The organism is Streptomyces sp. BK79 (assembly GCF_044142145.1).
Lineage (GTDB): Bacteria > Actinomycetota > Actinomycetes > Streptomycetales > Streptomycetaceae > Streptomyces.
In genome coordinates, this window is the sequence record NZ_JBHVOC010000001.1 from 156,785 (window position 1) to 178,506 (window position 21,722).

Below are 21,722 nucleotides of genomic sequence, written 5' to 3' on the forward strand. Positions count from 1 at the left end.
GACAGTAGCCGCATCGGCGTACGGGGACACGGCGCCGGACCGACCGGCCGTCGGGGAGGCGCGCACCGGGCCCGGCCATGGGCGTTGTGTGGAGGACAGGGCCTGCTGTCAAGATCGTTCGGTGGACATGCCCCAGCGCCGCAGCGCGCCTTCCGTACGCCTCCTCACCGACGCCGACGTCCCCACCGCGGTCGACACCCTCGCCCGGGCCTTCGCCGACTACCCCTTCACGCGGCACGTGATCGCGGCGGACGGTCACGAGGAGCGCGTCCGGCGGTACCAGGAGCTGTGCCTGACCCGTATCGGCATGGTGTACGGACGTGTCTGGGTCGCCGACGCGGGCCGTGCCGTGGCGGTCTGGGCGATTCCCGGCCAGGACCCCTCCCCCGCCCTCGCCGAACTGGGGCCGGTCCTCGGTGAACTCAGCGGCGACCGGGCCGCCATGGCCGCGGACGCGGACGTGGCCATGGCGCCGTACCGGCCGAAGGACCCGGGATGGTTCCTGCAGACCGTGGCGACCGCCCCCGAAGCACAGGGGAAAGGGCTCGGCGGTGCCGTACTGGCCCCCGGCGTCCAGGAGGCCGAGCGCGCGGGGTGCCCGGTGTTCCTGGAGACCTCAAGCGAGGCGAACGTGCGGTTCTACGAGCGGCTCGGCTTCGAAGTCACGGCCGATGTCCGGCTCCCCGGCGACGGCCCCCGCACCTGGTGCATGCGCAGGGACCCGCGCTGAGAACCCGCCGGCGGCCCGGGTACGTGAGACGCGCGGTGGCGGGTATAGGGAAGGCCGTCCGACACGCACGTCGCCCATGAGGAGCAAGAGGATGACCGACGACGCCTATCTCGTCCTGTTCACCGGAACGGACTCGCCGCTCGGCACTCCGCCCGCGGCCGTCGGGGACCTGGCCTGCATGGACACGCCCGCGGTCCGTGCGTGGCTGGACGCGCAGGGTGTCACCGCGTCCTCTCCCGGGCTGCGCCTGCTGCCGCCGGAGGAGACGTCCTCCATTCCCGAGGGCGCCGAGCGGCTGCCGGTCCCTCTGAGCGACGAGGAACTCAGCCGCGTACGCCACTCGCTCGTGCCGGAGAACGTCGCGCGGCTGGAGGAGGAGCTGCTGGCCTACCGTTCCTGCGCGGACAACCGTGAGGCGCTGCTGACCCGTGCGCTCGCGGCCGGGGTGCCGGCGCACCGCATCGCGGAACTGACCGGCGAGGAGCTGACGACCGTCAGGGCGATGGCCCGGTGACGGGCGGCCGGGCCGCCACCGCGCCGGGCGCGGGCGGTACCTGAGTAGGAACTGAGTACGCGCGCTCATGTCCGGTGGCGTGCGGGGGGCCACACTCCCAGGCATGACGAACCCCTTGCCCCCGGCCGAGGAGCTGCGGCTCCTCGACGCCGAGTTGTGGCACCTCGACGCCCGCCGGGCCGTCCTGCTGCGACGCCGCGCGTGGCTGATCCACACGTTGCGGGCGTCCGCGCCCCGGGGCGGCCGGGGCGACGGGTCCGTGCCGCCGGTGTGGCCGAGCCGTCGTGGCCCCGCTCCCGTGCCGGACGCCACGGCACCCGGTGTGCAGAACGTGCTGCTGGTCCTCGGCGGAGTCCTGCTGACGGTCGCCGCGGTCGCCTTCACCCTGGTCGGTTGGGGGCAGCTGGGGATCGCCGGACGGTCGCTGGTGCTCGGCGCGGTGACCGCGGGGGCACTGGCGGCGCCGGTGGCGCTGCTGCGGCGTGGGCTGGTCTCGACGGCCGAGGCGGTCGCCGCTCTGGGGATCGCGCTGACGGTGCTCGACGCCTACGCGCTGCGCCAGGTGGCGTTCACCGGGACGGGCGCTCTCCCGTACACGGCCGTCGCGTCGGCCGTCCTGTCCGGGGTGTGGGCCGCGTACGGCGTGGGCGTGGGGACGCTGGTGCCGTCGGACGCTCCGGCCGCCGAGGGCCCGGACCGGACGGGGACGCGGCGCGTGCTCCGTCTGCCCCTCCCGCTGGCCACGGCGAGCGCCCACCTTCCCCTGCCGCTGTGGGCGATCTCCGTCGACGCCGGCCCGCACGCCCTCACGGCCGTACTCCTGGTGACCGCGGCGGCCGGGGCCGCCGGCGCCCTGCGGGCCGCCCTCGCGCCGGTCCGGGTCGTCGCCGCCGTCGGCTCGCTCGGCGCCGGTGCCGTCGGTGTTCTCTCGGCCGGCTCGCTCTGCTGGAGCGCGTCCGGCCCGATCGACGCCGCGCGAGGGGCGGCGCTCCTGGTCCTCGCGGCCGCGATCGCCCTGGTGGTGGCCCGGGCCGTCCCGAACCCGGACGTGGCCGTGGGCGCGGCGCTGACGGCCGGTCTGGCCGCGGTCGCCGGGGCGGGCGGGGTGCTGCGGGCCTCGCTGCCCGGTGAGTGGACCGTGCCCGGGTTCCTGGTCTGCGGTGTCGCACTGCTGCTGGTCCTCAGGTCGCCGCTTCCCGAGGCGCCGCGCCGGGGTCTGGTCCTGGCCTCGTGCGCGGTGCAGGGCCTCGCGGTGCTGTCGGCCCTGCCGCCGGTCGCCGGGGTGCTCCTCGGTCCGGTGCCGCGGGTGGCGCGGCCCTGGTCCGGTGTGCCGCGGGACATCAGGACCGCCGTGTTCGCGGACGCGCCCTGGCCCGCGTACGCGACCACCGTGCCGCTCGTCCTGGCCGTCGTCACGGTCGTCCTGGTGACGGCTTCCGCGCACGTCGGGAAGGTGCGGCCGGCGGCCGTGGCGGGGGCGTTCGTCGCCGGCTGGGCGGCGATGCTGGTGCTGCCTTCCGCGCTCGGACTGCCCTACGGTCCCGCGCTGGTGGTGCAGGGCGCCGTGGTGGTGGCGGCGCTGGGCTGCGCGGAGCGGGCCCGCCGCGGCGCGGCCGGCCTGTCGTGGCCGGCCGTCACGGCCGTCGTGCTGGCGCTCGTCACCTCCGTGCATCTCGCCCTCGTCTCGCTGGTGTCCGAGGCGACGACGATCGGTGTGCTCACCGCGATGACACTGCTGTTCGCCGCGGCGGGTACGCGTCCGGGGACCGGCCCGTTCGCGGCGCCCGCCGCCCTCGTCCACGCCACGGCTCTCGCCTGTGCGATCGGCGCGTGGGCCGGACTGCCGCCGCGGCACACGGCGCTGCTGGTCCTCATCGTGCCCGCGGTCGCGGTCCTGCTGGCGTGGCGTCTGACGGGTTCTTCCGCGAGGGTGCCCGTCGAGGGTGCGGGCGCGGCGGCGGGGCTGCTCGCCCTCGCTCTCACCGCGACCGATCCGCCGATGCTGGCGGTGGTGCTCTCGTTCGGCGGGGTGGTCACGGCCGCGACGGCGCTGCGACCGGACCGGCGGGCGGCCGGTCACGTGGCCGCCGTCCTCTTCGTGCTGGCCGCCTGGGTCCGGCTGGCGGCCTGGGAGGTCACCACGCCGGAGGCCTACACCCTGCCGGTGGCCGTGCCCGCGCTGGTCGTCGGCTTCCTGGGGCGCCGTCGCGATCCCGCGCTCTCCTCGTGGACGGCGTACGGACCCGGCCTGGCCCTCGCCCTGGTGCCGAGTCTGCTCGCGGCGTGGGGCGACCCGCACTGGCTCCGGCCGCTGCTGCTCGGTGCGGCCGCGCTGGCCGTGACCCTGGTGGGCGCGCGCCACCGGCTCCGGGCGCCGCTGGTCCTCGGCGGGGCCGTGCTGGCCCTGGTGACCCTGCACGAACTCGCCCCGTACGTCGCCCAGGTCGTCGGCGTGCTCCCCCGGTGGGCGCCTCCCGCGCTGGCCGGTGCGGTGCTGCTCGCCCTGGGCGCCACCTACGAGCAGCGCCTGCGCGACGCACGGCGCGTGCGGGACGTGTTCGGGCGGTTCCACTAGGGCCTGTCTGACAATTCGCGTCGTCGCCCGGAGGGCGGCCTCGCGGCGTCAGGTGCGTGCTCTCGGCGTGCCGGGCGTAGAGCCTCGTACTGGATGTACTCGGCTCTGCGCCCGGTGCGGCGAGTGGGGGTGCCCCCTCTGGGGGAGCGTGCATGGCGTCGCGAGGCAGGCGGGAATTGTCAGACAGGCCCTAGGGCGCACGGCGCCGGGCGCCGGGCCCGTCGGGGCGGGTGGTGGCGGTCAGTCGCGCACGACCTGGGGAGCGACCTCCTCGGCGAAGCCGCCGTCGGCCAAGCGGGCCCGGGCGCTCGTCCCCGTGGGCTCGGTGCCGCAGAACGCGGCCTCGAGCGTGGTGCCGAGGATGGAGTTCACCGTGCCGTTGTTGGAGGTGTTCGCCATCGACGACATGCTGCGCTCGCCGTCGGCCGTCGTGAACGCGTACGTGTAGTAGCCCTGGACCGTGCCGGTGTGACCGTATACGGTGACGCCGCAGGAGAGCTTCCTCCCCCGCAGTCCGAGTCCGTAGGACTGGGTCCCGTCGGCGTTCACCGGGACCAGGCTCATCATCTCCCGCAGTTGCTCCGTGGCGACGAGTTCGCCGGAGACGACCGCGGCGAGGAAGCGGTTCAGGTCCTCGGAGTTCGAGATGACGGCACCGGCCGACTGCGCCCAGGAGACGGTCTGCTCGGTGGAGTCCACCAGGGGCAGCGCGGTGTCGTCGTCACGGACGTAACCTCGGGCGTGGGAACCGGTGAGAGTCGTCCGCGGATGGACGTACGAGGTGTTCGTCAGACCGAGCGGCTCGAAGATCCGCTGCTCGTAGTGCGTGGCCATCGGGACGCCGGTGACGTGCTCGATCAGCCGGCCGAGCACCACGAAGTTGGTGTTGGAGTAGCCGTAGGCGGCACCGGGCTCGCCGGTGGTTGCGTGGGCGACGGACAGGTCGATGAGTTCCTGGTACGTGAACACCTTGTTCCGTACGGCCTCGAAGCCCGGGACGGTGTGCTGGAACATGTCGTTCGTGTAGTCCCACAGGCCGCTGCGGTGGTTCAGCAGGTGCCGCACGGTGATGCGGTCGTCCGGCAGGGCCCGGGGGAGGTAGTCGTTCGCCGGCGCGTCCAGGTCGACGCGTCCCTCGGTGACGAGCTGCATCAGCACGACGGCGGTGAAGGTCTTGCTGACGCTGCCGACGCGGAACCTGCGGTCGGCGTCCATGGCCGTGCCCGCCGCCCGGTCAGCCTTGCCCACCGCGATCCGGTACCCCGCGCCGCCGGAGTCGATCCGGGTCAGTGCGCCGGGCGCCCCGGCGGCCAGCGCCTGCTTCTGTACGGCGAGTACACCGGTGAGCGACGGATCGGGCAGGGTGGGAGGGGTGTCCGCGACGGCGGGCGAGGCGGTGGCCAGGGCGACCACCATCGCGGACCCCGCGAGCGCGAGGCCCGCGTTCTTGAGGCGCATCCGGTTCCCTTTGCGTGTGAGCGGGCCAGGGCCCTGCGGGGAGTTGCCCGCACGATAGCCCACCGGCCGGGGCACGCCGGGGAGGCGCCGGCGCCGACGCGGGGTCCGCGTCGCGGTCCCCGCCCCCGTCGCCTACGGGGCCATCTCGTAGGCGCCGGACAGCGCCTCGACGCGCTCCCACACGCGGGCCGAGCGGGCCTCGTCGACGACGGGGCGCCGGACGGCGCCCAGCGCCCAGTCCTGCTGCGCCCGCGTGGCGGAGTCCTTGCCGTGGAGTTCGACGGCGTGGCCCGAGAAGTCGCGGACGAGGACGGCGAACAGCTCGTCGAGGACGTCCTCGTCGAGCGCGGTCAGCTCGGCCTGCTCGAGGATCAGCTGACCGTGCACCACGAGGGCGAACAACTGGCCGACGGCGAGCAGCAGGTCGAGGTCGCGGCTCTGCCCCTCGTCGGGTGCCGCGGTGGTGACGAAGGTGCACAGGGCGTCGGCCTGCTCGCGGAACCGGGCGACGTTCGGCACCCCGGCATGGGCGTCGAAGGCGGCGCGCCAGTCGTGGAAGCGGATGGAGCCGAGCCCGCGGGCCGGGCCCTGCCGGAAGAGGAAGGTGTCGTCGGCCGCGTCGAGACGGGTCGGCACCCGCGGGTGGTCGACCGGGTCGAGCAGGTGGTTGCGCAGGAACTTCAGGATCAGCGCCAGGTTGACGTGGACCGTGCCCTCGAGCTTCGGCAGGCTCCGGATCTCGACGGCGGCCTGGGCGAAGTAGGTGTCCTTCTCGAACCCCTTGGCCGCGATGACGTCCCACATCAGGTCGACGACCTTCTCGCCCTCGGTGGTGACCTTCATCTTCGTCATCGGATTGAAGAGCAGGTAACGGCGGTCGTCCGGGCCGGCGGAGCGGAAGTAGTCGACGGCGCGGTCGCTGAACAGCTTCATGCCGACGAGGCGCACGTACGCGTCGATCAGCTCCCGCCGGACGTGCGGGAAGGCGGTGACGGGCCGCCCGTACAGGATGCGGTTGTGGGCGTGGGTGACGGCCTCGTACAGGGCGTGCTCGCAGATGCCGATCGAGGCGGTGCACAGGTTGAACTTGCCGACGTTGACGGTGTTCAGGGCGGCGTCGAAGGCGGCACGCCCGGTGTGCAGGACGTCCTGGGCGGCGACCGGGTAGTCCTCGAGGCGGAACTCGCTGACGTACTTGGAGGAGTCTACGACGTTCTTGACGAGGTGGTAGGCGGGGTGGCGGCTGTCGGCGGCGAAGAAGACGTAGCCCTCCGGCCCCTCGACGTCGGTGCGGCGGCCGAAGACCGACACGAGCCCGGCGGCGTTGCCGTTGCCGATGTAGTACTTGGAGCCGGTCGCCCGGAAGCCGCCCCGGCCGTCGGGTTCCAGCAGCATGTCCGTGGAGTAGATGTCCGCGCCGTGGCTCTTCTCCGAGAGGCCGAACGCGAACACGTCTCCCTGGGTGAGCAGTTCGGCGGCCCGGGCGCGGGCGGCCGCGTTGTCGCTCTGCCAGACGGGTCCGAGGCCGAGGATGGTGACCTGCCAGGCGTACCAGTAGTCGAGTCCGTAGAAGCCGAGAATCTCGTTGAGCGCGGCGATACGCGCGGTGTCCCAGCGCTGGTCCGGGCGGTCGCCGTCCGCCGCCGGGGTCAGGAACGTGGCGAAGAGGCCCTCCTTCGCGGCGAAGGCGAGGAAGTCCTCCAGCCACGCGCGCGAGCGGTAGTCCTCGATCAGCCTGCGCTTGCCGCGTGCCTCGAACCAGTCGACCGTGGCGCGCAGCAGCCTGCGGGTCTCCGGGTCGAAGTGCGCCGGGTCGTACGTGCGCGGGTTGAACAGGAGCTGGTCGGCCATGAGGGGTGCCTTCCGGGGATCGGAGGGGGTGGGACGGTGGGGTCGGGTCAGGTGCCGGGCCGTGTGTCGCGGAGCCGGCGGAGGGTGTCGAGGACGTCGTCGAGCCAGGCGATGGTCATCCGCTCGAAGGCGATGCCTCCGCGCAGCACGACGTGCTGGAGCTCCTGGCCGGCGTCCAGCGGCCGGGGAGCGTCGGGGCCGGCGAAGTCCCGGCGCTCACCGGTGAGGTAGCGCCCGAGCCGGTCCTCGTGGGCCGTGCGGTGGCGCTCGACCTCACAGATCAGCGCCGACGGGTCGTCGAAGGCCGCGCCGCGGATCTTCACGGCCAGCTCGTGCCGGAGGCTCTCGGGTTCGATCGGCCGGTGCAGCCACGCGGTCAGTGCGGCGCGGCCGGGTGCCGCGACGGAGTACTCCTTCTTGTCCGGCCTCCCCTGCTGCGGCACTTCGCGGACGTCCAGCAGGCCGTCGCCCTCCATGCGCCGCAGCACGCGGTAGATCTGCTGGTGGGTGGCGGTCCAGAAGTACCCGATGGACCGTTCGAACCGGCGCGCGAGTTCGTACCCCGAGCCCGGCTTCTCCAGCAGCGAGACGAGGATCGCGTGTTCGAGCGCCATGCCCGCATCCTCCTATGCAACTTGTTGCATAGGCAAGTCGCGGGATCCCGGTGAGACGCGGCTCACCCGGATCCGCCGCACACCCCGCACCACCGCGTAATGGGGCAGGCTGAGCCGATGACGCGAACCGACGACGAGGCGACCGCCCACGCCTGGGCCGCCCTCGGTGGACGAGCCGAACTGGTCGAGCGGGTGTCGTACGAGGGCGCGAGCGGCGTCCTGCCGGCACGTCTGCCGGTGCGGGAACTGGCGCGGGCCTCCGTGGGCGTGTGCTCCCTGGCGGCCGCGGAACTGCTGGCACGGCGCGGCACCCGACCCCTGTCGGCGGTGCGGGTGCACGAGGGGGCGGTGGCCACGGCGTTCGTCAGCGAGCGGCACCTGCGCGTGGACGGCCGGGCCCCGGCGTCCTTCGCGCCGTTGTCCGGGTTCTGGCGCGCGGCGGACGGCTGGGTGCGCACCCACGCCAACTACCCGCACCACCGCGCCCGGTTGCTGGCCGCGCTGGGCGTCCCCGACACCGGCGACGACCGGGTGCTGGCCGGCCGGTTGTCGGACGAGCTGGCCACCCGCCCGGCGCGGTCGGTGCAGGAGACCGTCTACGCGGCGGGCGGCCTGGCCGTGGCCGTGGCCCCGGCGCCGGTCCCGCCCGATTCCGCTCCCCCGCTGGTCGAGACGCGGCAGGTCGAAGGGGACGGCCCACGGACGCTGCCGGCGGCGGCGCTGCCGGCCGGTGGCGTACGGGTATTGGACCTGACCAGGGTCATCGCCGGGCCGGTCGCGACGCGCACCCTCGCCCTGCTGGGGGCCGACGTGCTGCGCGTGGACCCGCCCCGGCTCCTGGAGGACGGTGACGCCCACGCGGACACCGGCTTCGGGAAGCGCTCCACCCTGCTGGACCTCTCCGCTCCCTCGGACCGGAGCGTCTTCGACGCTCTCCTCGGCTCGGCCGACGTCGTGCTCACCGGCTACCGACCCGGCGCGCTGGACCGGTACGGTCTGGCCCCCGACGCCCTGTCGGCCGGGCGGCCCGGCCTGATCGTCGCTCAGCTCTGCGCCTGGGGCTGGTCGGGGCCGTGGGCCTCGCGCCGCGGTTTCGACAGCCTGGTCCAGGCCGCGAGCGGTATCGCCGCGATCGAGTCCGCGGCCGACGGCATGCCGGGAGTACTGCCCGCGCAGGCACTGGATCACGCGACCGGCTACCTCCTCGCCGCCGCGGTCCTGCGCGCACTGGCCGACCGGCAGACATCCGGCGGGGGGAGGCAGCTGCGCCTGTCCCTCGCCGGCACCGCGTCCTGGCTCCTGCACGGCATCCGTCCCGCGCCGCTCGCGGGCGACGCACACGAACCGCGGAGCTGGCTGGCCAGGACCGCATCGCCCTACGGGGTGCTCGACCACGCACTGCCCCCGGTGCGCTACGACGGCTCGCCCCGCGACTGGGCGCGTCCGCCCGGGAAATGGGGCACGGACCTGCCCGTCTGGAACTGACCGCAGGGGGGCGCACAGGCCCAGCCCTCCTGACCGCCGGGCGCGAGCGGCGACCCGGTCACCCTTGCACGACCGGTACCGTCACACTTCCGGCACCTCAGACGTAAGGAGCGAAGGCGCCCGATGGCGAACTCACCGTCCGGGGAGACGGTCACCGAGCGGATCGTCCGCGTCCTGGAGACGTTCGACACCGACCGCACCGTGCAGACGGCCGCCGAGATCGGACGGCGGGCCAGGCTCCCGTCGTCCACGGCGCACCGGATCGTGGCCGAACTGGTGGAGTGCGGGCTGCTGGACCGGGACGAGGAGCAGCGGGTGCGTCTGGGCATGCGGCTGTGGGAGCTGGCGCTGCGCGGTTCGCGTGCCCTGCGGCTGCGGCAGGCGGCGCTGCCCTTCATGGAGCGCGTGCAGGCCCGCGTGCGCGAGCACACCCAGCTCGCGGTCCTCGAGAAGGACGAGACGCTCTTCATCGAGCGGCTGTCGCATCCGCACGCGGGGGCGAACATCACCCGGATCGCCGGGCGGTTGCCCCTGCACGCCTCGTCGTCCGGCCTGGTCCTGCTCGCGCACGGCCCCGAGGAGCTGCGGGAGCGGGTCCTGTCCGGCCCGCTCGACGCGGTGTCGCCGGGGACCGTGACCGACCCGGCGCGGTTGCGGCGCCTGCTGGCCGGCATCCGCCGTGACGGTGTCGTCGTGGCGCCGGGGACGGTCGAGTCGGTGTCCACGGGGGTGGCCGTGCCGGTGCGCGAGGGCCGCGGGGAGGTGATCGCGGCGTTGTCGGTCGTCCTTCCCCGGGACGCGTCCACCGGCGGCGCGGTGGAGGAGCTGCGTGCCGCGGCGGCGGGCATCTCGGCGGCGCTCGGCACGCGGCGTCCGTGACCCTCGACCGAACTCGATTCCCGTTCAATGGGAAGAGGCGTCGTCAAGCGTCCCGGCCGGCGCGAGACTCCTGGGCATCCCCGCGTCCGTCGAAGGAGACGACATGTCCGTACGCACCCGTGTCGCCATCATCGGTGCAGGCCCCGCCGGTCTGCTGCTGTCCCACCTGCTCGACCGGCAGGGCATCGAGTCCGTCGTCATCGACTCCCGCAGCCGCCAGGAGATCGAGACCACCATCCGGGCGGGCATCCTGGAACAGGGCACCGTCGAGATCCTCACCGAGACCGGCGCGTCCGACCGGGTGCGCACGGCCGGGCAGAAGCACGAGGGCATCGAGCTGCGCTTCGACGGCGAGGGCCACCGCATCGACTTCACCGGCACCGTCGGCCGGGCCGTGTGGCTCTACCCCCAGCACGAGGTGCTCAAGGACCTGGTCGCCGCACGTCTCGCCGCGGGCCAGGACCTGCGCTTCCAGGTGACCGCCGAGCGGGTGGAGGACGCCGGGACGGACCGGCCGCGGATCATCGCCAAGGACGCCGACGGCCGCCGGATCGAGATCGAGGCCGAGGTGGTGGTCGGCGCGGACGGCTCGCGCAGCGTCGCCCGCGAGGCCGTCACCGGCGCCTACGGCGGCTACTTCCGGGAGTACCCGTTCGCCTGGTTCGGCATCCTGTGCGAGGCGCCGCCCAGCGCGGAGGAACTCATCTACAGCAACTCCCCCGACGGCTTCGCCCTCATCAGCCAGCGCAGCCCCGAGGTACAGCGGATGTACTTCCAGTGCGACCCGGACGCGGACACCGAGGCGTACTCCGAGGACCGGCTGTGGGAGATCCTGCAGGCCCGGGTCCCCGGCACCACCCTCGCGGAGGGCCCCGTCTTCCAGCGCGACGTGCTGCGCTTCCGCAGTTTCGTCGCCCACGAGATGCGCCGCGGCCGGGTCGTCATCGTCGGGGACGCCGCCCACACCGTGCCGCCCACCGGCGCCAAGGGCATGAACCTCGCCGTCGCCGACGTCGTCCTGCTGACCGACGCCCTGCGCGCGCTGCTCCACGACAGGGACGAGACGCTGCTCGACGCCTTCCCCGACACCGCCCGCAAGCGCATCTGGAAGGCCCAGCACTTCTCCTGGTGGATGACGAGCATGCTGCACGTGCAGCCCGGGGCGAGCGACTTCGACCGGATGCGGCAGATCGGCGAACTCCGCACGGTCGTCGAGTCGGAAGCCGGCCGCACGTACCTCGCCGAGGCGTACACCGGCTGGCCGCTCGGCCGCACGTTCTGAGCCACCGGAACGCCTGTCGCAAACCGCTGATCTTGGCCGGTTTCATCCACTACAGTTCCCGCATGGACGTTCGAAGTGAACGTTCGGGAGGGGATACAGACATGGCGTTTCGCAAGTTCCTCAGCTCGCTGGGCATCAACGCGCCGAGCGTGGAGACCGTGCTGGGCAGCACCTCGGTGCGTCCGGGCGACAAGCTGCCGGCCAAGGTGACCGTGCAGGGCGGTGGGGCGGACGTGCAGATCGACCGCTTCGCGCTCGACGTCGTGACGCGGTTCGAGGACGACGAGAGCTCCGAGACCGGGTGGAACAACCCGGGGGTGCTGCTCACCTGGAAGCCCGGCAGCGGCGCGTTCACCCTGCACGCGGGGGAGACCCTCACTTGGGACGTGGAGTTCGACCTGCCCTGGGAGATGCCGCTGACCCACGCCCTGGGCAGCCCCGTCAAGGGCGGCCGGGCCGCGGTCCGCACCGAGCTGGCGGTCGACAACGCGGTGGACAAGGGGGACTTCGACGAGTTCGAGGTCCACGCGCTGCCGGCCCAGGACAGCATTCTGCGGGCCTACCTCGACCTCGGCTACCGGCTGGACGAGGCGGAGGTCAAGCACGGGGTGGTCAAGGGAGGGGACAACTCGAAGGCGAACCACTGGCAGGAGTTCGAGCTGTGGTTCCCGGTGGAGTCCGGCCGCAGCGGGCAGCTGGAGACCGCCTTCATCGCCCGGGAGGACTCGCTGGACCTCGTCATCGGCAGCACCGGGCCGCACGCCTTCTCCTACGCGCAGGCGGGCGACCAGGCTCAGGTCACCGCCTGGCTGAAGGCGCTGCTCAAGGCCCACGGCCTGTAGGACCGAAGTGACGGGGCGGGGACGCGGACTGCCGCGTCCCCGCCGCCGCGCCAGGTACCGAAGTACGCGGCAGGCGCGGACGTGAGCGGCGAAGTCGCCCCTAGTTCACGGCAGTCGGCCGCCCGGGGCCCGACTTCATGTGAAGCTTTCCCCATGACTCACCCGCGTGAAGACGTCAGGGCCCGGCTGCAGACCGATCGCCCGCACTCCGCCCGTGTCTGGAACTACCTGCTGGGCGGCAAGGACAACTACCCCGTCGACAGCGAGGCGGGTGAGGTGATCCTGAAGACGTTCCCGGAGTTCGCCGCCGTCGCGCGGCTGCAGCGGCGGTTCCTCGCGCGCGCCGTGCGCTTCCTCGCGGGCGAGGCCGGGATCCGTCAGTTCCTCGACATCGGCACCGGCCTGCCCACCGCCGACAACACGCACGAACTGGCCCAGCGCATCGCGCCGGAGAGCCGCATCGTGTACGTCGACAACGACCCGCTCGTCCTGGTGCACGCCCAGGCTCTGCTCACCAGCAGCGCCGAGGGCGCCTGCGCCTACGTCGACGCCGACGTCAGGGACCCGGAGCGGATCCTGTCCGAGGCCGCCGCGACCCTCGACCTCACCCGCCCGGTCGCCCTCACCATGCTGGGCATCATGGGGCAGCTCTCCGACGCCGACCGCCCCGCCGACCTGGTGAGCACGCTGATGTCGGCCCTGCCCCCGGGCAGTTACCTGGCCCTGAGCGACGGCACGAACACCAACGAGGCGCTCAACACGGCGGTCGGGGTCTACAACGGGCAGTCGGCCCACACCTACCACCTGCGCTCGCCGCAGGACATCGCCTCCTTCTTCGCCGGCCTGGATCTGGTGGAGCCGGGGGTCGTGCCCACGGCCACCTGGCGCCCGGACGCCGACCAGCCCGGGGAAGCCACGGCCGACGTCTCCGTCTGCGGGGTCGCGGTCAAGAAGTGACCTCCCGGTCCTCGTACGCGCTGAGGCTGTCGTCGGTGAAGGAGTACGGCGGCCAGGGACCCAGGAAGCGGATGCGGACGGCGGGCTCGCGGTTCTGCAGGTCGCTCAGCAGACCGCCCACCGTGTCGATGTCCTCGGTACGTACGAGCAGGGCGGCGGACAGGACACCCGTCTCGTCCGGCCCGGTGCGGGCGTGGCCGCGGTCGCGGAAGTCCTCGGCGACGGACAGCAGGGAGTGCCGCACCTGGGCGTGCAGGGCGTCGGCGAGCTGTCCCGTCACGTTCTTGGCCTGCTGTTCGCGCTGCTTGGCGAGCAGCCGGCGCATGCCGGCGGACCGGCCTTCCGCCATGCGCTCCTCGGCGGGTGCCCTCGGCTCGCGCGCCATGACGGCCGACCGGTCGACGGCGATCTCGACCCTGAGTTCGCCGCGCCCGTCCAGGGCCTCGAGCCGGGTGGTGATCTCCGGTGCCCGTTGCGTGATCCAGTGCGTCAGGCGCTGTTCGGCGGTCCGCCCGCCGGACGTGTCCGCGGGCGGTGCGCCGGAGAAGTCGCCGGCGGGGTCGTCGGAGGGCGGCTCGTCGGCGACCAGCACGTTGAAGGTCAGGGGCAGGAGACTGCCGGTGCGTTCCCACACCGTGGTCACGGCCTCGCTCTGCTCGCCGACCCAGCGGCGCACCTGTTCGTCACCGCCCTCGAAGGGCACGGGCGAGGCCTCGTGCACCAGGGCGGCGATCTCCGTACCGGGCGCGTGCAGCAGGCGGAGGGGACGGCCGTCGAGGCCGGTGACGCCGTCCGCCGCCCCCTCCCGGTGCGGGACGAGCGCGTAGACGTACAGTGCCGTGCCGTCGGTCATCCGCGTGTCTCCTCCGCCCAGCGCCGCGGGTTGATCAGCTTGTCCACGACGTCGTCCACCACCTCGTCCAGGCCCCGGTGCAGGTCGGCCACCGAGGAGGTGATGCCGTGGTCCTCCTTGATCTGCTCCATCGCCTCGTCCAGTTCCAGCAGAGCGTCCGCCAGGCGCTCCATCTCCTCCACGGTGAGGTCCTGGCCGTTCATGCGGCGCATGGCCTGGCGTTCCAGGGCCTCCTGGATGACCTCCACCAACGTGACCACGAGGGACAGCACCCCGTGCTTCAGGCTCTTCTCGTCAACGGTCAACGGCATGGTGCTCACCCCTCCACTCGCTGGGTCCGGACGGTCGTCCGGCCGGCTCCGCGGTCCCGGCCGCGCTCAGCGTCCGCGCCCAGGCCGCCGGGTCCTCGGCGGCCAGTCTCACCTCGCCGTGCGCGGCGGTCCGCAGCACCAGCACGCGGCCGTCGCCCGCCGGGCCCGGCTCGGGCGCCTGCCGCACCTCGGCGATGTCGGCCGTCGGCAGCACCAGAGCGGGCCGGGCGTCCATCGGCGACTTCCACGTCAGGCGGCCGGCGGTCAGCCGCCCCTGGCCGCCGCGCCACAACGCGTCGCTGCGGCGGGTCTCCTGGTACCAGAGATGCCCCTCGGCCAGGGGCTCCTCCTCGTCGGCGCCGTCGAACGGGTAGGGCCTGACGAAGCGTCCGCCGCACACGTCGTCGATCAGGTCCCTCAGCCTGGCCGGCTCCCGGGCCGACAGACGCGCCTCCTGACCGTCGGTGGTGGCCACCCGCAGCCGCAGCCGCTCCTCGCCGCCCACGGTGCGCTCGGACTCCAGTCGTACGGCCGCGACGGAATCGAGGTCGGCCTGCCAGAGGATCTCCCGTGGCTCCTCCCGCAGGACGACCAGACGCCGGTCCGTGAGGCAGACGGTGCCGGGGCGCCAGCCGGTGTAGACGCCCCCGGTCAGCAGATGGCCGCCGCTCATGCGGGAGACGACGGTCTCTCCGTCGCGCAGCTCCAGCGCGCGGCGTACGGCGGAACGCTCGGCCCACGCCCGGGTCGCCTCGTCCCAGTCGCGCATCATGCCGTACTCCAGCATCGTCTCCATCCCCGCGATCGCGGCCCGGACGCTGACACCGATCAGCGGGATGTCGGCCACGGCGACGATGAGGTCGAGGTGCAGGACGGCGCCCTTGTTGAGCAGTACTTCCACCAGGTCGTCCAAGGTGACACGCGGATCCCTGGTGGGCCGCATCGCCGGTTGTCCGGCCGTCATTCCCGACCGCTCCGCCGGGTGCGGTCCGCTTCCCGCGCGTCGAGCCCGGCGACGCGGTCGGCGTCGCCGAGCGCCTCGTCCTGCCCGTGCCGGAGGCGTGCCTGGGCGCTGCGCCAGCCGCACCAGGGGCACCATCGGTTCAGCAGTTGGTCGACGGGGGCCCGCTTGCCGCACTCCGGGCAGGTCTCCTTCTCCTCGCGGGCCTGCCGCCATGCGGCGGTCTCGGTGTCGGTGCCGGACGGGAACTCCAGTCCGTAGCGCGCGGCCGTCTCGAAGGAGGCGAGCGCCGCCCGCAGCCTGATGCCCAGCAGCTCCACGCCGGCCACGGAGACCATGATGTCGGCGTTGAGGACGAGACCCTTGTCGAGCAGGGTCTCGACCACGTGCGCCAGGCTGCCCTCACCGTCCCGGCTGGGCCGCAGCGGCGCCGGCCCGGTGGCCGACAGGGCGGGCGTCGCCGACCCGCGCCGCACGGCCGGAGGCGGGGCCGCGTTCCCGGCCGGTGTGCTCCCTTCCGAAAAGCTGCTCATGCCATGCGTGTGTCCGCTCCCCCGGCTCTCACACACCCCGGGGGCCCGGCACGCCCCGTCACGCCGGCGGTGCGGCCGGCGTCATCTGCGCCAGAACAGGTGGTGCGTCACGCCGCTCGGGCTGGGCACGACCTCCAGACGGAACCGGTCGAGCAGCTCGTCGGGGGTCTCCCAGAGCCGCAGTCCGGACCCGAGGGTCACCGGCGAGACCACCACGTGCAGGGTGTCGACGAGGTCGGCTTCGAGGAACTGACGGATGGTGGTGACGCCGCCGCCGAGCCGCACGTCCTTGCCCCGCGCCGCTTCCCTGGCTCGTGCGAGGACGGCGGCCGGGTCCCCGCCGACGAAGTGGAACGTGGTGTCGGAGAGCGTGACCGGCGGACGGGTGTGGTGGGTCATGACGAACACCGGCGTGCGGAACGGGGGCTCCTCCCCCCACCAGCCCTGCCACTCGTGGTCCTGCCAGGGTCCGCGCTGCGGTCCGAACTTGTTGCGGCCCATGATCTCGGCACCGATGTGGCGGGCGAAGTCCCGCGTGAAGTAGTCGTCGAGGCCCCGGCTTCCCCCGGGCTCCGTCCGCATGGGCCAGCTCGCCGTCGCTCCGGCCCACGCGAACAGCCGCTCGGCGTGGTCGAGGCCGAAGGGCCGCTCGAGGCTCTGGTGCTCGCCGGCGGCGATTCCGTCGCGCGAGACGTTGAAGTTCATGACTCTCAGCAGTTGGTCCACGGGGGTGTCCTCGCCTGGTCGTGTCGCATCGTCGTGCGGCGGGCGCCGCACACCCTTGCGTCGAACGAGGCGTGCCCGGATCGACACCGGCCGGCGTCGGGCTAGCGCACGAGACAGGGCCGCTTGGCGTCGAACTCCCAGTCCGGCACCAGGTACCGCATGCCGGCGGCGTCGTCCCGTGCGCCCAGAGCCTTCGTCCGGTAGAGCTCGTGGGCGGCCAGGAGCCGGTCCATGTCGAGTCGTACGCCGAGGCCGGGCGCCTTCGGGACGGCGATCTCGCCGCCGACGATGCGGGGCGGGTCGACGGTCAGGCGCTCCAGGCCCTCCTGCCATATCCAGTGCGTGTCCAGGGCGTTGTACGCGCCGGGGGCCGCGGCTCCGCAGTGCGTGACCATGGCGAGGGAGATGTCGAAGTGGTTGTTGGAGTGGCATCCCCAGGTCAGCCCCATCGCGTTGCACAGCTGTGCCACGCGGACCGAACCCTGCATCGTCCAGAAGTGGGGGTCGGCCAGCGGGATGGAGACCGACTGCAGGGCGAGCGCGTGGGTGAGCTGCCGCCAGTCGGTCGCGATCATGTTGGTCGCGGTGGGCAGGCCGGTGGCGCGGCGGAACTCGGCGAGCACCTCGCGCCCGGAGTAGCCGCCCTCGGCCCCGCAGGGGTCCTCGGCGTAGGCGAGCGTGCCGGCCAGCGGCGCGCAGAGTTCGACGGCTTCCCGCAGCGACCAGGCGCCGTTGGGGTCGAGGGTGATCCGGGCGTCGGGGAAGCGGTCCTTGAGCGCGCGTACGGCCCTGACCTCCTCGGCACCGTCCAGGACCCCGCCCTTCAGCTTGAAGTCCCGGAAGCCGTAGAGGTCGTAGGTGGCCTCCGCCTGCCGGACGATCGCCTCGGGGGTGAGCGCCTCCTCGTGCCGGATGCGGTACCAGTCGGTGTCCGCGTCGGGTTCGCGGACGTACTCCAGGTCGGTGCGGTCGGGGTCGCCGACGTAGAAGAGGTAGCCCAGCACCCGCACCGAGTCGCGCTGCCGGCCGTCGCCGAGGAGCGCGGCGACCGGTACGTCGAGGTGCTGGCCCAGGAGGTCCAGGAGCGCCGACTCGACGGCGGTGACCGCGTGGACGGTGGTGCGCAGGTCGAAGGTCTGGGCGCCGCGCCCGCCGGCGTCGCGGTCGGCGAAGCGGTCCCCGATCTCGCGCAGGACGCGCTTGTAGTCGCCGACCTTCGCGCCGGTCACGAGGGGCGCCGCGTCCCGCAGGGTCTGTGTGATCTTCTCGCCGCCCGGCACCTCGCCGAGGCCGGTGCGTCCCTCCGAGTCGGTCAGGACGACGACGTTGCGCGTGAAGTAGGGGCCGTGGGCGCCGGAGAGGTTCAGCTCCATGCAGTCCCGGCCCGCCACGGGATAGACGGAGAACGCGGTGACGGTCGGCTGGCTCGTGCTCATGTGTCCTTCTGACTCCTTGTACGGGGGGGGGTGAGGTCTACGTGTACGGAGGGACGAGGTCGGGGTCGACGGCGGTCACAGGCTGAGGATGTCCAGGGCCCACTCGGCCACCAGGACCCCGCCGAGGCCCAGGATCGCCAGCACGGTGGTGTAGGTGGTCCGGACCTTGATCGCTTGGATGACCGAGAGGTTGAAGTACTCCTTGAACAGCCAGAAACCGGGATCGTTGACGTGCGAGAAGGCGATCGAACCGCAGGAGACGGCGAGCACCATCATCTCCGGGTGCGCACCGCTGTCGGCGAGCAGGGGCAGCACCACCCCCGAGGCCGTGACGACGGCGACCGTCGCCGAGCCGAGGGCCACGCGGAGGATGGCCGCGATGAGCCACGCGAGTACGAGGGCGGATATGGACCAGGATTCGGTGGCGTCCTTGATGTAGTCGGAGATCCCGCCTTCGACCAGGACGTTCTTGAAGGCGCCGCCGGCCCCGATGACGAGCAGGATCATCGCCATGGACTTGACCGCCGAGGAGCAGGAGTCGCTGACCTCCGCGAGGCTCCGCCCCACCCGCGGTCCGAAGGCCCAGATGGCCAGGAGCAGCGCCAGCAGCAGCGCGATCGGGGCCGATCCGACGAACGCGACGGTGTTGAGCAGCGTGCTGTCGCCGGACGTGGCCATGTCGGTCACCGCCGCCCCCGCGATCAGGACGACGGGGAACAGCGCCACGCACAGCGACCAGCCGAGGCCGGGCATCTCCTCGTCGGTGAACTCGCGCTCGCTGACCAGGCCCTGGGGAATGGCGGGGTTCATCGCCCTGATGAAGGGCAGCCGCGGCCAGAGCAGCGCGACGAGGGCGCCGGCCGGCACGGCGATGAACAGACCGTAGAAGAGCGTCAGTCCGACGGAGGCGTCGAAGGTGGCCGCGACGGCGGTGGGGCCCGGGTGCGGCGGCAGGAAGCTGTGCATCGTGGACAGGGCGATGGACATGGGCAGTCCGACCCACAGCAGGTTCGCCCCGGTGACCCTGACCAGGGTGAAGGCGATGGGCACGACGATGATGAAGGCGACCTCGTAGAACATCGTCACGCCGATGAGCATCGAGGTGACGACCATCGCCACCTGGACCCAGCGCGGCCCGAAGGCGTCGAGGAGTTTGCCGGCTATGCGCTGGGCGGCGCCGGAGTCCCCCATGACGCGGCCGACCATGGCACCGAGGCCGATGGTGAGCATCGTGTCACCGATCTGGTCCCCGATGCCCTCGGCCAGGACGTCCGGGATGTCCGTCGCCGGGATGCCCTGGACCACGGCGACACCGACGGCCACCAGCAGCAGGGCGGCGAAGCCGTTCAGCTTCAGTCTGGTCATCAGGAGCAGCAGAACCAGGACGCTGATTCCCACTACGACAAGCGGCATGCAGTTCCCCTTTGAACTGTGGAACGAGGAGCCGACCCCGCACGCCGGGGAGGTGGCACGGCGCTCGTACGGGGCGGAGGCCGGGCCCAGTGGCCCGCCGGGTCGCACGCCCTTGTGTTCCTCGGGCGGTGGCTGCCTTGACCGTAGAGACGGTTCCGATGCACGTCCATGTCGAATTTTGTTGCTTGTCATACCTTTCTTGTATGGCGGTGCGGTGACGCCGACTTGTCAGGCGGATGTCACAGGTGCCGCAGCAACGCCTCGAGCGCCGGATTGTCGTTGTCCGGGCGCCATACGAGGCTCAGTTCGACCGGCTGCGGGTCGGGCAGGGCCACTTCGCGGAAGACGACCCCGCCGTAGCGCATCCGTGCCGCGGCCTCGGGCACGAGCGCGATGCCCCACCCACCGTCGACCAGGGCCAGGATGCTGTGCACCTGGGTGAGGTACTGGGCGAACAGGGGGCGGGTCCGCGCGGCCCGGAAGATGCTGATCAGCAGTTCGTGGAAGTAACGGGCCTCGATGGGCGAGTACATGAGGAACTCCTCGCCGTCGAAGTCCTCGACGCGCATCGGCCCGTCACCGGCGGCCAGCGGGTGCGCGGCGGGGAGGGCGGCCAGCAGTCCTTCGCGCAGTGCCGTGCGGGAGGAGAGGTCCGCGCCCGTGGTGGTCGGCCGGATCAGCCCGAGATCGAGCGAACCGTCGCTGAGCGCCTTCAACTGGTCGCGGGTGACGAGTTCCTGGAGCAGGATCTCCACACCGGGCAGCGCCGTCCGCGCGGTCTCCAGCAGGCCCCCCAGGGCGGAGTGGGCGCTGGCGGCCGTGAACCCGACGGCGATGGCCCCCGCCTCTCCGGTGGAGACCCGGCGGACGGCGAGCGTCGCGTGCTCGGACTGGCGCAGGATGCGGCGCGCCTCTCCCAGGAAGGCCCGACCGGCCGGGGTGAGTCGCACTCTGCGGTTGGTGCGGTCCAGCAACTGCACGCGCAGCTCGCTCTCCAGGAGCTGGATCTGCCGGCTCAGGGGCGGCTGCGTCATGTTCAGCCGCTCCGCGGCGCGGGTGAAGTGCAGTTCTTCGGCGACGGCCACGAAGCTCGTCAGCTGGGCGAGAGTGAACAACGATGCTCTCCAGGTATCGCGAGATCCAGAATCTGTGTTGGACGTGAATCATTCGCGACCGTAGCGTCGTCCACGAACGGACGTGAAGCGAGGGCTTCCCCGACCCGGCGCGGGCGGCGTCGACGACGGACAGCCGCGCCGCCCGCGCCGGCACCACCGCACCGCCCGTCCCGGACCTCGGAGCGACGGTGGCGGCACCGGCGCGCCCCGGGCGTCGTCCGTCGCGCCTCACCACGACCTCCAGGAGCACTCCATGACGTCCTTCACCCCGGAAGAACTCGGCCGCCGCATCGGCTCCGGTCTGCTGTCCTTCCCCGTGACCCACTTCCGCGACGACCTGTCCTTCGACGAGGACGCCTACCGGGAGAACATCGTCCGGCTGGCCGGGTACGACGTCGGCGGCCTCTTCGCCGCCGGCGGCACGGGCGAGTTCTTCTCCCTCACCCCCGCCGAGGTCGAACGCGTCGTGGCCGCCGCCGCCGGCAGCGCGCCCGACGGCACCCCGATCCTGGCCCCGGCCGGCTACGGAACGGCCACCGCCGTCGAGTTCGCCGCCGCCGCCGAGCGGGCCGGGGCCGACGGCGTCCTGCTGTTCCCGCCCTACCTCACCGAAGCCGGTCAGGAAGGGCTGGCCCGGCACGTCGAAGCCGTCTGCCGCGCCACCTCCCTCGGCGTCGTCGTCTACAGCCGTGCCAACGCGGTCTACTCCGCGGACACCGTCGCCCGGCTCGCCGACACCTGCCCCAACCTGGTGGGCTACAAGGACGGCGTCGGCGACATCGACACCATGACCCGCATCCACGCCCGTCTCGGCGCGCGCCTCACCTACATCGGCGGCCTGCCCACCGCCGAGACCTTCGCCCTGCCCTACCTCCAGCTCGGCGTGACGACCTACTCCTCGGCGATCTTCAACTTCCTGCCCCGGTTCGCCCTCGACTTCTACGCCGCCGTCCGCGAGCGCCGGCAGCCGGACGTCACGCGGATGCTGTCGGACTTCGTCCTCCCCTACACCGAGATCCGCAACCGTCAGGCCGGGTACGCGGTCAGCATCGTCAAGGCCGGTATGACGGCCACCGGTCACAGCGCGGGCCCGGTACGCCCCCCGCTGACCGACCTGAACCCCGCCGAGTTCGACGAACTCCGTGCGCTGATCGCCGCCCTGCCCGCCACCGCGGTCTGACCCGCCC

The 21,722-nt window shown here is 72.7% G+C and carries 20 protein-coding genes; 9 read left to right on the forward strand and 11 right to left on the reverse strand.

Annotation, left to right across the window (positions count from 1 at the left end; all coding sequences use genetic code 11):
- Positions 1–127: 127 nt before the first annotated feature.
- From ACFIF2_RS00745 to ACFIF2_RS00755, 3 genes are all read left to right on the forward strand, one after another.
- Positions 128–730 (forward strand): GNAT family N-acetyltransferase, encoded by a 603-nt coding sequence (locus ACFIF2_RS00745; RefSeq protein ID WP_395570696.1) that lies wholly within the window; start codon positions 128–130, stop codon positions 728–730.
- A 91-nt stretch (positions 731–821) separates the two neighbouring features.
- Complete coding sequence (locus ACFIF2_RS00750) at positions 822–1,244, forward strand: DUF6003 family protein (RefSeq protein ID WP_395570441.1); 423 nt, start codon at positions 822–824, stop codon at positions 1,242–1,244.
- A gap of 103 nt (positions 1,245–1,347) precedes the next feature.
- The gene (locus ACFIF2_RS00755) at positions 1,348–3,819 is read left to right on the forward strand and encodes an SCO7613 C-terminal domain-containing membrane protein (protein WP_395570442.1); all 2,472 of its coding nucleotides are present in this window, start codon (positions 1,348–1,350) and stop codon (positions 3,817–3,819) included.
- 240 nt (positions 3,820–4,059) lie between these two features.
- Here ACFIF2_RS00755 and ACFIF2_RS00760 read toward each other — a convergent pair whose 3' ends face one another.
- The 3 genes from ACFIF2_RS00760 to ACFIF2_RS00770 all read right to left on the reverse strand — a co-directional run bounded on the left by ACFIF2_RS00760 (position 4,060) and on the right by ACFIF2_RS00770 (position 7,742).
- Positions 4,060–5,277: a serine hydrolase domain-containing protein gene (locus tag ACFIF2_RS00760; protein WP_395570443.1), complete on the reverse strand. Its 1,218-nt coding sequence runs from the start codon at positions 5,275–5,277 to the stop codon at positions 4,060–4,062.
- Between the two features lie 132 nt (positions 5,278–5,409).
- Positions 5,410–7,128, reverse strand: coding sequence for an acyl-CoA dehydrogenase family protein (locus tag ACFIF2_RS00765; protein WP_395570444.1), 1,719 nt, complete (start codon positions 7,126–7,128; stop codon positions 5,410–5,412).
- A 47-nt stretch (positions 7,129–7,175) separates the two neighbouring features.
- On the reverse strand, positions 7,176–7,742 hold the full coding sequence (locus ACFIF2_RS00770; protein WP_395570445.1) for a PadR family transcriptional regulator: 567 nt from the start codon (positions 7,740–7,742) through the stop codon (positions 7,176–7,178).
- 117 nt (positions 7,743–7,859) lie between these two features.
- Here ACFIF2_RS00770 and ACFIF2_RS00775 point away from each other — a divergent pair, with 117 nt between their 5' ends.
- The 5 genes from ACFIF2_RS00775 to ACFIF2_RS00795 all read left to right on the forward strand — a co-directional run bounded on the left by ACFIF2_RS00775 (position 7,860) and on the right by ACFIF2_RS00795 (position 13,187).
- Positions 7,860–9,227 carry a CoA transferase gene (locus tag ACFIF2_RS00775; protein ID WP_395570446.1) on the forward strand — a complete coding sequence of 456 codons (1,368 nt, stop codon included), beginning with the start codon at positions 7,860–7,862 and terminating at the stop codon, positions 9,225–9,227.
- A 123-nt stretch (positions 9,228–9,350) separates the two neighbouring features.
- Positions 9,351–10,106, forward strand: a complete 756-nt coding sequence (locus ACFIF2_RS00780) for an IclR family transcriptional regulator (RefSeq protein ID WP_395570447.1) — start codon at positions 9,351–9,353, stop codon at positions 10,104–10,106.
- A 103-nt stretch (positions 10,107–10,209) separates the two neighbouring features.
- On the forward strand, positions 10,210–11,388 hold the full coding sequence (locus ACFIF2_RS00785) for a 4-hydroxybenzoate 3-monooxygenase (RefSeq protein ID WP_395570448.1): 1,179 nt from the start codon (positions 10,210–10,212) through the stop codon (positions 11,386–11,388).
- Positions 11,389–11,489: 101 nt separating this feature from the next.
- Entirely contained in the window at positions 11,490–12,230 is a 741-nt protein-coding gene (locus ACFIF2_RS00790) for a sporulation protein (RefSeq protein ID WP_395570449.1), read from the forward strand.
- A gap of 153 nt (positions 12,231–12,383) precedes the next feature.
- The gene (locus ACFIF2_RS00795; protein ID WP_395570450.1) at positions 12,384–13,187 is read left to right on the forward strand and encodes an SAM-dependent methyltransferase; all 804 of its coding nucleotides are present in this window, start codon (positions 12,384–12,386) and stop codon (positions 13,185–13,187) included.
- Here ACFIF2_RS00795 and ACFIF2_RS00800 read toward each other — a convergent pair.
- From ACFIF2_RS00800 to ACFIF2_RS00835, 8 genes are all read right to left on the reverse strand, one after another.
- Entirely contained in the window at positions 13,177–14,040 is an 864-nt protein-coding gene (locus tag ACFIF2_RS00800; RefSeq protein ID WP_395570451.1) for a GvpL/GvpF family gas vesicle protein, read from the reverse strand. The genes ACFIF2_RS00795 and ACFIF2_RS00800 overlap by 11 nt on opposite strands.
- Complete coding sequence (locus ACFIF2_RS00805) at positions 14,037–14,351, reverse strand: gas vesicle protein K (RefSeq protein WP_395570452.1); 315 nt, start codon at positions 14,349–14,351, stop codon at positions 14,037–14,039. The genes ACFIF2_RS00800 and ACFIF2_RS00805 overlap by 4 nt, the downstream gene beginning before the upstream one ends.
- Positions 14,335–15,315 (reverse strand): gas vesicle protein, encoded by a 981-nt coding sequence (locus tag ACFIF2_RS00810; RefSeq protein WP_395570453.1) that lies wholly within the window; start codon positions 15,313–15,315, stop codon positions 14,335–14,337. Before ACFIF2_RS00810 ends, ACFIF2_RS00805 begins: the two co-directional genes overlap by 17 nt.
- On the reverse strand, positions 15,312–15,845 hold the full coding sequence (locus ACFIF2_RS00815; protein ID WP_395570454.1) for a gas vesicle protein: 534 nt from the start codon (positions 15,843–15,845) through the stop codon (positions 15,312–15,314). Before ACFIF2_RS00815 ends, ACFIF2_RS00810 begins: the two co-directional genes overlap by 4 nt.
- Positions 15,846–15,926: 81 nt before the next feature.
- Positions 15,927–16,571, reverse strand: coding sequence for a dihydrofolate reductase family protein (locus tag ACFIF2_RS00820; RefSeq protein ID WP_395570455.1), 645 nt, complete (start codon positions 16,569–16,571; stop codon positions 15,927–15,929).
- A gap of 101 nt (positions 16,572–16,672) precedes the next feature.
- Positions 16,673–18,007 carry an enolase C-terminal domain-like protein gene (locus tag ACFIF2_RS00825; protein WP_395570456.1) on the reverse strand — a complete coding sequence of 445 codons (1,335 nt, stop codon included), beginning with the start codon at positions 18,005–18,007 and terminating at the stop codon, positions 16,673–16,675.
- 75 nt (positions 18,008–18,082) lie between these two features.
- Positions 18,083–19,420 (reverse strand): gluconate:H+ symporter, encoded by a 1,338-nt coding sequence (locus ACFIF2_RS00830; RefSeq protein WP_395570457.1) that lies wholly within the window; start codon positions 19,418–19,420, stop codon positions 18,083–18,085.
- A 239-nt stretch (positions 19,421–19,659) separates the two neighbouring features.
- Entirely contained in the window at positions 19,660–20,535 is an 876-nt protein-coding gene (locus ACFIF2_RS00835; protein ID WP_395570458.1) for a LysR substrate-binding domain-containing protein, read from the reverse strand.
- A gap of 253 nt (positions 20,536–20,788) precedes the next feature.
- Here ACFIF2_RS00835 and kdgD point away from each other — a divergent pair, with 253 nt between their 5' ends.
- A complete protein-coding gene (kdgD, locus tag ACFIF2_RS00840; RefSeq protein ID WP_395570459.1) occupies positions 20,789–21,715 on the forward strand; it encodes a 5-dehydro-4-deoxyglucarate dehydratase in 927 nt (308 codons plus the stop codon).
- Positions 21,716–21,722 lie beyond the last annotated feature (7 nt).